This window comes from Streptomyces barringtoniae (genome assembly GCF_020819595.1).
Lineage (GTDB): Bacteria > Actinomycetota > Actinomycetes > Streptomycetales > Streptomycetaceae > Streptomyces > Streptomyces barringtoniae.
This window is the reverse complement of record NZ_JAJHNP010000048.1, coordinates 1-10,041: the sequence shown is the minus strand read 5'-3', so window position 1 is coordinate 10,041 and position 10,041 is coordinate 1. Positions and strand designations below refer to the sequence as shown.

Genomic DNA, 10,041 nt, shown 5'->3' with positions numbered 1-10,041 from the left:
GGGCGACCTCGCCGCCCTCCTCGCCGGCGGCGACACCTGGACCGTCATCGGCTGAGGCACCCCTCTGACACCCGGCGCGCACACCCTTGCAGCGCCGGGTTCACACACGCACTCCACTCTCACAAGGAGGACCCGCAATGCCTTCGAACGCCGTCGCCGACGAGGAATGGGCCGTCCGGGCGGTACGGGAGGCGGTTCCGCGCCGCCTGCTGATGTGCCGTCCGCAGTACTTCGACGTGACGTACAGCATCAATCCGTGGATGGACCCGCAGAAACCGACGGACACCGCGGCCTCGCTGCGGCAGTGGGAGGCGCTGCGGGAGCTGTACGTGTCGCTCGGGCACACCGTCGAGGTGATCGAGCCGCTCGAGGGCCTGCCGGACATGGTGTTCGCGGCCAACGGCGCCACCGTGGTCGACGGCAAGGTGCTGGGCGCGCGGTTCCGGCACCGGGAGCGGACCGCGGAGGGGCCGGCCTATCTCGACTGGTTCGAGCGGAACGGGTATCGCGAGATCCTGTGGCCGGAGTTCGTCAACGAGGGCGAGGGTGACTACCTGCGGGTGGGACGGCGGATCCTCGCCGGGGCCGGATTCCGCACCGATCCGCGTTCGCACGCCGAGGCGCAGGAGTTCTTCGGACTGCCGGTGACCGGTCTGACGCTGGTCAACCCGAACTTCTACCATCTGGACACCGCCCTCACGGTGCTCTCGCCGACCGAGATCATGTACTACCCGGCGGCGTTCACGCCGGGCAGCCAGTCGGTGCTGCGGGAGATGTTCCCGGACGCGATCCTGGCCACGGACGAGGACGCGGCGGTGTTCGGCCTCAACGCGTTCTCCGACGGGCTCAATGTGCTGCTGCCGCAGGCGGCCACCGGACTCATCGAGAAGCTGAAGGACCGTGGCTTCCACCCGATCGGCGTGGAGCTGGGCGAGCTGCTCAAGGCGGGCGGCAGCGTCAAGTGCTGCACCCTCGTCCTGTAGGACGGCAAAGACAGACCACCAAAGAGCTCGGCCACCGCCGGCCCGGTGCTGTGAGGCACTCGGGCCGGCGGTGGCCGTTGGCCGGTCCGGACGGGGGGATCACGGACCGGTGTCAGAGGGCGGACGGTCAGCCCGTGTAGAGGGGCTCCCGCTCCTGGCGGGGACCGGGGATCGGGGCGGCGGCCGGGAAGCTGTTGAGCTTCTCGCCCTCCACGTCCATGTTCGGCAGCAGCCGGTCCAGCCAGCGCGGCAGCCACCAGGCGGACCTGCCGAGCAGGGCGAACAGGGCCGGGACCAGGGCCATGCGGACCACGAAGGCGTCGAAGAGGACGGCGGCGGCGAGGCTGAAGCCCATCATCTTCACGAAGTCGTTCGTGTCCAGGATGAAGCTGGAGAAGACGCTGGTCATGATGATCGCGGCGGCGGTGACGACCCGTCCGCCGTAGCGGAAGCCGGTGACCACCGCGTCGGAGGGGCTCGCCCCGTGGACGTACGCCTCCCGCATCCGGGCGACGAGGAAGACCTCGTAGTCCATCGCGAGACCGAAGACCACACCGATCATGAAGATCGGCAGTGTGCTCATGACCTGGCCCTGCTGGGTGATGCCGAGGCCCTTGGCGAGCCAGCCCCACTGGAAGACCGCGACGACCGCGCCGAGCGCCGCACCGACCGAGAGCAGGAAGCCCAGGGCCGCCTTGAGCGGGACGAGAACCGAGCGGAAGACCAGCATCAGCAGGAGGAAGGCGAGGCCGACGACCAGAGCCAGGTAGGGCAGGAGGGCGTCGTCGAGGGTCTTGGAGAAGTCGATGTAGAGGGCGGTCGTGCCGGTGACCAGCACCGTGGCGTTGTCGGAGGACCGGAAGTCGTCCTTCATGCCGCGGATCGTCCTGACCAGTTCCTCGGTGGCATGGTCCTGCGGGCCGGTCTTCGGCACGACGGTGATGATCGCCGTGTCACCCTTGGGGTTGGTGGCCGCGGGGCTCACCGTCGCGACGTTCTCGACCTTGGCGAGCTGCCTGCCGATCCTGGCCGCCGCGGCAGCGGTGTCCTTGCCCTGGACCGTGACGGTCAGCGGGCCGTTGAAGCCGGCTCCGAAGGAGTCGGACAGCATGTCGTACGCCTTGCGCTGGGTGGTGTCCTTGGCGTACGTGCCCTCGCTCGGCAGACCGAGCTGCATGCTGGCCGCGGGGATGGCGAGGGCGCCGAGACCCGCGACACCGACGAACAGGACGGCCAGGGGACGGCGGACGACGAACGCGGCCCAGCGGGTGCCGAGGTTCGGCTTCACGCGCGCGGCCCGCTTGTCCGCCTTGCGCTGCTGACGGGCGCTCAGCGGCTTGCCGTAGAAACGCTTGCGCTCGGCGCGGGGCATGACCTTGATCGGTGCGAAGCCGAGGAGGGCGGGGACGAAGGTGAGGGCCACGAGGACCGCGATGGCGACCGTGCCGGCCGCGGTGAGGCCCATCTTGGTGAGCATCGGCACGTCGACCACGGCGAGGCCCGCCAGGGCGATGATCACGGTGAGGCCGGCGAAGACGACGGCGGTGCCGGCGGTGCCGACGGCGCGTGCGGCGGCGTCCTGGCGCTCGCGGCCCTCGGACAGCTCGGCGCGGTAGCGGGAGATGACGAACAGGGCGTAGTCGATGCCGACCGCGAGGCCGAGCATCATCGCCAGCGTGGTCGTGGTGCTCGACAGGCCCAGCGTGGAGCCGAGTGCGGTGATCGCGGAGGTGCCGATGGCGACGCCGATGAGCGCCGTCACCAGGGGCATGCCCGCGGCGATCATCGAGCCGAACGTGAGGATCAGGACGAGGGCGGAGATCAGGATGCCGATGCCCTCGGCGCCGCCGCCCGAGCTCGCCTCCAGCTTGACCGCGTCACCGCCGGCCTCGACGGTCAGGCCGCTCTTGCGGGACTGGTCGAGGGCCTCGGTGAGGGCGTTGTGCGCCTTGTCGTCCAGCTTGGTGGCGGCGACCTTGTAGGTGGCGATCGCGTAGCCGGTGGTGCCGTCCTTGCTGACGGCGTTCGCCTTGAACGGGTCGGACACGGCGACCACTTCGGGCGCCTTGCCGAGCCGGGCGACCAGGTCCTCGACCTTGGCCTTCTCCTCCGGGTCGGCGAGCTTGTGACCCTGCGGGGCGCGCAGCACCACGCGGGCGGTGGCGCCGTCGGCGTTCGCCGCCGGGAACTTCTCCTTGAGCAGATCGAAGGCCTTCTGGGACTCGGTGCCCGGCATGGAGAACGTGTCGGCGGGCGGCGTGGGCGCGGAGGAGGCAGCGACGCCTATTCCGATGAGGGCGGCGAGCCACAGCAGGGTCACCAGGCCGCGTCGCCGGAAGGCGAAGCGGCCCACTGATGAGAGGAAGGTGGCCATGTCGAAGAGACTCCTGCTCTTACGCGGATTGTGAGGGGATGGGTGGTGCTGCCAGGACCGGTCGCCGGTCACGTCCAGGAGGTGAGGGTGGGGAGGACGTCGTCGAGTTGTCGTTGGGGATGTCCCCCGCGTCCAGCGTCGTCGGGAGCGCTTGAGGAGTATTTGAAAGAAGCTCGAGCTGAGCCTCAAAGACTGTCCGCACCGAGTTCGGATTGCTTGGAGTGCCCCGGGGCCGGCAACCCTCACCGCCCCAAGGGCACCGACGGAGGCGGAGGCTGAGATCATGACCGTCGAGCTGGTGGGCACCGCCGAAGGCACGCTGCATAGCCGGAAGTTCGCCGCCCTGTACGCGCAGGTACAGCAGTTCTACGCACACCAGATGCAGATCCTGGACGCGCACGACACCGACAGCTGGTCGGGCACCTTCACCGAGGACGCCGTCCTGGAACTGCCGTCCCTGTCCGAGCCGGTGCGTGCGCGCGACGGGCTCGCCCGCTACGTGCGCGCCGGCGCGGCACGGCAGCGGCGGGCCGGCAGCCGCCTCGACCACTGGGTCGGCAAGCTCGACGTACACCCCCGGGCGGACGGGTCGCTGCAGACCCGCTGCTCGGCCCTGGTGTACCTCACGCCGAGCGGCGGCGGTTCCAAGGTCCTGTGCGCGTACGTCATGGAGGACGTCCTGGTCCGCACCCGCGGCGAGTGGCGCGCCGCGCATCGCCGGGTGACCCGCGACGACCTGGCCTGATCGCACACTGCCTGCTCGCTGTCGTGACGCGGCGCCGGGCGGCCGCCCCCGACCGGTGTTCCAGGGACATCGGGGCGGCGGTGGCCTACGCGACCGAGGTGACCGCCACGCCCGCCGTGGTGCCGGCCCGGCATTCGTGCGCGGCCCGGGGGTCGGCGACGGTCCCGCCCGGAGTTCAGGGCAGGCTGGTGAACGCGGCGAGGACGTCGTCGAGTTCGTGTGTGTGGACGGTGAGCGACTCGGCCGTGACCGCTGCCGCGTCGAGGACCGCGAGCACGGCCCGGAGGGTCTCGATGCCGGCATCGGCGGAGATCTGCAGAGTGAGCGTCGCCGGGTCGCTCCACGCGTCGCCGAGGCCCGGTCCCGATCCGGCGCCGAAGGCGGCGCCGGCACGTCCGAGCGCGATCGCGTCGGCGAACCGCAGGCGGATGAGAGCGTCGGGCGGATCGTTCCGGGGCGCCGGCCGGAGATCGGGTCGGCTGGACTCGGGTCGGCTGGACTCGGGGTGGCCGGCCGGTCGGTCCGGCGTGGGCTCCTGGTACGTCGGCAGGATGCTCAGGCGGGATGCACGCGGGGTCACCGTGTGTCCGGGCGCGCCGCCGGACGCGCCGGGGGAGGGCTCACCGCCGGTCCCGTACCCGGTGGCGTGGTCGGTCTCGGGTGCCGGAACGGACGGCGGTACGGCGTGCAGTCGGTCATGGGCCGAGGGAGGAGCCCAGGGTGTGTGTGTCACGGGCACTGCCCCCGCCTTCGCTCGAGTGTCGTCGTCCGGCTGCCGGTGAGCCGGGCCGGGCCGATGGTTCGCCCTTGCTGTCGCCGCTGCTCGTTCACCGCAGGGCCTCCGCCTCGTCCGGGTCCGGCACGATCACCGTGCCGACCCCGTCGTCGGTGAACATCTGAAGAAGTACCGAGTGCGGGATCCGTCCGTCGATCACCCGGGCCGAGCCCACGCCGCTTCGCACGGCGTCCAGGCAGCCGGTCATCTTGGGGACCATGCCGTCGCTCAGCTCCGGCAGGAGTTTCTCCAGTTCGCCGGCCGTCAGCCGCTGGATGACCTCGTCGCTGTCCGGCCAGCCCGCGTACAGACCCGCGACGTCCGTCAGCATGACGAGCGCCTCGGCGCGCAGCGCGGTCGCGAGCGCCGCCGCCACGGTGTCGGCGTTGACGTTGTAGACCAGGCCGTCCTCGACGCTGCGGGCGAGCGGCGAGACCACCGGGATCCGGCCGTCCGCCAGCAGACCGTCCAGGGCACCGGTGTCCACGCCGGCGATCTCGCCGACCCTGCCGACGTCCACCGGCTCCCCGTCGATCCACGGCACGTGCCGCACCGCGGTCAGGGTGTCCGCGTCCTCGCCGGTTATGCCGACGGCGAGCGGGCCGAAGCGGTTGATCAGCCCGACCAGTTCGCGCTGCACCTGGCCGGCGAGGACCATCCGCACCACGTCCATCGCGGGCGGCGAGGTGACTCTGAGCCCGGCTCTGAACTCGCGCTCCAGGCCACGCCGTGCGAGCTCGGCATCGATCTGGGGGCCTCCTCCGTGCACCACCACGGGCCGCAGCCCGGCGTAGCGCAGGAAGACGACGTCGCGGGCGAAGGCCGCCGTGAGGTCCTCGGCGACCATGGCGTGTCCGCCCAGCTTGATGACGACCGTCCGGCCCTGGTGGCGGGCCAGCCATGGCAGGGCGTCGCCGATGGACCGGGCCTTGGCCAGGGCCGGGTGCACGCTGACGGTCATGAGGACCTCGCACGCCGGGGGGCTGGGCCGCCGACCGGGCAGTGGGCGCTCATAGGCACGACTCCTTCTGTGGAGGACCCCGGCCCGAGGCCGGGCCCCGACGACCGATGGACATGCGCTTGAGTACGGCACGAAAACACTTGGCCGTGATACGGGGTTTTGGGAAGGTGAATACCTGTCGGCCCGAGCTGCGGTTGCGCGGCAATCATCGCGCGCGGACGCGGGCCAATGGAACATCGATTCCCGTCAACTCCGTGACGGATATCAAGGGCAATGGTTCCCGCAAGCCTCCACGGGATTCCCGAAAGGTGCCATGATCGGGATCGGCGGTCTCGCCAACTCCATCCCACTGATGGATGATTCACTTTCCACTCGAAAGTGAATCGTGGACGGCTTGAATTGGAGTGGAATCATGAGCAGCAACCCGTTCGACGACACCGACGGCCGGTTCTACGTTCTGGTGAACGACGAGCAGCAGCACTCGCTGTGGCCCTCGTTCTCCGAGGTTCCCGCCGGCTGGCGCATCGTGTTCGGCGAGGAGAGCCGCGACAAGTGCCTCGCGTACGTGGAGGAGCACTGGACCGACCTGCGGCCGCAGAGCCTGCGGGACGCGATGGACGCCGGCACGGCCGCCGCCGACGCCGCGTGAGGTGACCGGGCGCCGCCCGGCACTGCCATGGGGGTGGGTCCCGGTGCTGCAGCGACAGCACCGGGACCCACCCCCATGCCGTGCCGCCTCAGGCGGCCGAGCGCGCGACCTTCACGCTGCTGCCCAGCTCCTGCTCGGTGCGCCGCAGCACGATCGAATCGGCGATCTCGCCGCTGCGTATCGCGATGTTCGACAGCAGGGCGGACGTCAGGCCGTGGGTGTGCTCGGTGCCGCCCTGGAGATAGACGCCACAGGTCAGCCCCGACGCGGCGACGAGGCGGTAGTCGCGCGTCACCTGGTGCCTGCCCGCCTTGTCACGCAGGAAGTTCTGGTCGAAGTCGCCGAGCAGGCGGGCCGGGTCCACGCCGTCGTAGCCGGTGGCGAACACGATCGCGTCGACGGCCAGTTCCGTCGTCTTGTCGTCGAGCTGCGAGTGCAGGACGACCCGCGTCGCGTCACCGGTCTGCTCGACCTCGGCGACCCGGGTGAGGTTGCGGAAGTGCAGCCGCTGGCTGCCGCGCACCTGCTCGTCGTACGAGCGCTGGTACAGGGCCCGGATGACGTCCGCGTCGACCACCGAGTAGTTGGTGTTGCGGTGGTAGCGCCAGAACGAGTCCCGGGCCCGCTCGGTGCCGAAGTAGTACTCGTCGACCGCGCTCGGGTCGAACACCTGGTTGGCGAAGGGGGTGTCGTCGGCGATGGAGTAGCCGTAGGACGGCATGATCGCGGAGACCTCGGCGTGCGGCAGCGAGTCGTAGAGGAACCGGGTGATCTCGGCAGCGCTCTGGCCGGCGCCGACCACCGCCACGCTCTTGAGGCCGCGCGGGTCCTGTGCGTTGAACCTGCTCAGGAACTCCGAGCTGTGCCACACCCGTTCGCCGGCCGTCATACCCTCGGGCAGGCGCGGCACCAGGCCCGTCGAGATGGCCACGTTGCGTGCGGTGACGACGCTGGTGGTGCCGTCGCTGCCGCGCACCTCGATCTCGAGGAGGTCGGGCGTCTCGGCGTCGGCCCCGGTGCGGGGCCGGATCGAGGTGACCTCGGCGCCGTAGGTGACCCGGTCGCTCAGGTCGGCGGCCGCCCACTCCAGGTACTGGTGGAACTCCTGCCGGGTCGGGAAGAAGTCCTGGTTGTTCACGAACTGCACCAGCCGGTCCGAGGCGTGCAGAAACGAGATGAAGCCGTACCGGGACGTCGGGTTCCTGAAGGTCACGAGGTCCTTGAGGAACGAGATCTGCATGGTCGTCGACGGCAGCAGCATGTTCCGGTGCCAGCCGAACGTGGGCTGTCGCTCGAAGAAATGCGCCTTGATCGGATGCTGCGGAGAGCTCGCTTCGTGTTCCTCCAGGGCGATCGCGAGCGACATGTTGGACGGGCCGAACCCGATACCGACCACGTCGTAGATCTCTTGGCTGGGCCTACCCGTTATGTCCATAGAAAATTCTCCCGCTTGCGTCTGGAAAACTCGACCGGTGGCTCGAGAGACCGTCTTGCAGTGTTCTCCGGAGAGTGTCTAAAAGGCAACTCGAGGGCGGCACGAAGACTGTTCGACGGCTTCATCAGGTGCTCGCCGGCCGAGGGGCGTTGTCCCGTCGACGGGACGGGCGGTAGGGTCGGCGCGGATTCTCAAGATTTCCGCGTGGCGCGGCCTATGGCGTATGTCCGGAGTAATGCATCAATCCTGCCCCTGAGCCAGAGCCATGCCCCGAGCCCATTGCCGAAAGGTGAATCCGGATGTTCGTGCCCAGCTTTTATCGCGAACCGGACAGTGCGTGGATGGCGGACCTGATCCGCGGTAACCCGTTGGCGCTTGCGGTGACCAATGGCAGCCCCGAGGACGGTCCGTTCGCCACGCACCTGCCGGTCATCTTCGACCCCGAGAAGTCCGGCGACTGGTCCGGCGAGCTGCCGGGGGCCACGCTGCTCGGGCACATGAACCGGGCGAATCCGCACTGGGCTGCGCTGGAGACGGGCAGTGTCCTGCTGCTGACGTTCACCGGTCCGCACTCCTATGTGTCGCCCACGGTGTACGAGAAGACTCCGGCCGCCCCGACCTGGAACTTCACCGCGGTGCACGTCCGGGGCGTGGTGGAGAAGATCTCCTCGATCGAGGAGACGCTGGGCGTGGTGCAGTCCACCGTGCGTGCCTACGAAGGGGCGTTCGGCAACGGCTGGGACATGACCGAGTCGCTCGGCTACTTCCGCGAGATCGTGCCCGCCGTGGGGGCCTTCCGTTTCACGGTGACCGGGGCCGAGGGCATGTTCAAGCTCAGCCAGGAGCAGCCGGGCGAGGTGCGCGAGCGGGTGCGGGAGTCGTTCGGGCAGAGCGGGTGCGCGTACAAGCGCGACGTCGCCGGGCTGATGAGCCGGCTGCCGTGACGTGCCGGAGGCCTCGGTGCCGGGGCCTCAGGCGCTGATGGCCACCGGGCGGGTCCGCTCGGCGAGCACCCCCGGTCGCGCGCTCTCCGCGGGGACGCCCGCGGCCGGCGCGGTCAGGCCCTTGACGCGCTTGAGCTCGGGGATCTCCGCGCGCTCCGCCAGCGTGCCGAGGTCCTCCAGGGCGCTCGCGGCCGCGCTGTCGAGCGTGGTCATCACCCACTGCTCGAAGTCGACGCCCAGCTGCTCCGCGGCCCTGTGCCACCACTGGAAGCGGCTCCCGGGGACCTCCAGGCGGCGGCTCGGCTCGGCGGAGGTGGGCGGCTGCCGCTCGCTCTGGCGCGCGGCGCGGACGGCGCTGCGCAACTGCTTGGTGGTCCAATGCCGTTGCTCGGCGCGGTCGAGCCAGATTTCCTGTTCCTCGACCGGCATGGAGGCCAGCTCGGCGTGGTGCTGGAAGCTCAGGGCGGGCCGGCGCCGAGTGAGGTCGAAGCGTCTGGAGACCCACGCGTAGTTGCGCAGGGTCTGGTACGAGAGGCCGGCGGCGCGTATCCCGCGCTGGTACCGGTCGGTGTAGTGGTCCTTGCCGTACACGAGCCAGTCGCCCAGCCACCAGGAGGACGAGTCGAGGACGTCGGCGAGCTGGCGCCCGGCCCGCTCCCACTCGTCGTAGGCCATCTTGGCCGGCATCTGGAGGCCCACCCTGGTCGTCAGCACCTGGCCCCGGCGCGGCGCGGCCCCCGCAGTGCGCGGCTGCCGCGACGGGGTCGGCGGGAGAGTGGTTGCCGGGCCGCCGTGCGACCCCGCGGACTGACCGGCCTGACGCGTCATCATGCCTCCATGAAAAGGGTCCACATAACCGGCGAGAAGCCTCGCAGGGAGGGGTGGAGCTGGGCCGGAGCAGGGCCGGAGCGGTACTCGAACGGTTGCGCGTCGAACGTCTCCGTGGCATGGCGCGGGGGTGTCCCGCCGACGGGACACGGTACGAGGGCGACTCGCGACGGAGGTTTCAGGTGGCGCGCGAGGGCTGCTGACGCGTAAGGGCGGCGTGCTCCGGTGTGGTGCCGGGGTACGCCGCCTCGGGGTGGGCGTGGGGTGGGGTGGCTGGTCTGCGTTGTCGTGGTCGGTTACTTGGTGTCCTGGTTGAACTTGGTGGTGGCCCAGCGGTAGCCGAGGGT

9 protein-coding genes are annotated in these 10,041 nt (G+C 70.1%); 4 read left to right on the top strand and 5 right to left on the bottom strand.

The window, feature by feature from the left end; genetic code table 11:
• Positions 1 to 137: 137 nt before the first annotated feature.
• Complete coding sequence (gene ddaH, locus LMU33_RS40460) at positions 138 to 983, top strand: dimethylargininase (RefSeq protein ID WP_228627054.1); 846 nt, start codon at positions 138 to 140, stop codon at positions 981 to 983.
• Positions 984 to 1,110: 127 nt separating this feature from the next.
• Here the strand turns inward: ddaH and LMU33_RS40455 are convergent, their stop codons facing one another.
• Positions 1,111 to 3,357 (bottom strand): MMPL family transporter, encoded by a 2,247-nt coding sequence (locus LMU33_RS40455; protein ID WP_228627052.1) that lies wholly within the window; start codon positions 3,355 to 3,357, stop codon positions 1,111 to 1,113.
• 283 nt (positions 3,358 to 3,640) lie between these two features.
• Between LMU33_RS40455 and LMU33_RS40450 the strand changes: the two genes are divergently transcribed.
• Positions 3,641 to 4,102 (top strand): nuclear transport factor 2 family protein, encoded by a 462-nt coding sequence (locus LMU33_RS40450; protein WP_228627050.1) that lies wholly within the window; start codon positions 3,641 to 3,643, stop codon positions 4,100 to 4,102.
• A 175-nt stretch (positions 4,103 to 4,277) separates the two neighbouring features.
• Here the strand turns inward: LMU33_RS40450 and LMU33_RS40445 are convergent, their stop codons facing one another.
• Both LMU33_RS40445 and argB read right to left on the bottom strand, forming a co-directional pair.
• On the bottom strand, positions 4,278 to 4,835 hold the full coding sequence (locus LMU33_RS40445) for a hypothetical protein (protein WP_228627048.1): 558 nt from the start codon (positions 4,833 to 4,835) through the stop codon (positions 4,278 to 4,280).
• A gap of 94 nt (positions 4,836 to 4,929) precedes the next feature.
• Entirely contained in the window at positions 4,930 to 5,838 is a 909-nt protein-coding gene (gene argB / locus LMU33_RS40440) for an acetylglutamate kinase (protein WP_228627047.1), read from the bottom strand.
• Positions 5,839 to 6,250: 412 nt separating this feature from the next.
• On the opposite strand from argB, the gene LMU33_RS40435 reads away from it, so the two are divergent.
• Positions 6,251 to 6,487, top strand: a complete 237-nt coding sequence (locus LMU33_RS40435; protein WP_228627044.1) for an MbtH family protein — start codon at positions 6,251 to 6,253, stop codon at positions 6,485 to 6,487.
• An 88-nt stretch (positions 6,488 to 6,575) separates the two neighbouring features.
• Here the strand turns inward: LMU33_RS40435 and LMU33_RS40430 are convergent, their stop codons facing one another.
• On the bottom strand, positions 6,576 to 7,922 hold the full coding sequence (locus LMU33_RS40430) for a lysine N(6)-hydroxylase/L-ornithine N(5)-oxygenase family protein (RefSeq protein ID WP_228627042.1): 1,347 nt from the start codon (positions 7,920 to 7,922) through the stop codon (positions 6,576 to 6,578).
• Between the two features lie 299 nt (positions 7,923 to 8,221).
• Here LMU33_RS40430 and LMU33_RS40425 point away from each other — a divergent pair, with 299 nt between their 5' ends.
• Positions 8,222 to 8,866, top strand: a complete 645-nt coding sequence (locus tag LMU33_RS40425; protein WP_228627041.1) for an FMN-binding negative transcriptional regulator — start codon at positions 8,222 to 8,224, stop codon at positions 8,864 to 8,866.
• Between the two features lie 27 nt (positions 8,867 to 8,893).
• Here LMU33_RS40425 and LMU33_RS40420 read toward each other — a convergent pair whose 3' ends face one another.
• Positions 8,894 to 9,565, bottom strand: coding sequence for an LmbU family transcriptional regulator (locus LMU33_RS40420; protein ID WP_308280857.1), 672 nt, complete (start codon positions 9,563 to 9,565; stop codon positions 8,894 to 8,896).
• Between the last annotated feature and the right edge of the window lie 476 nt (positions 9,566 to 10,041).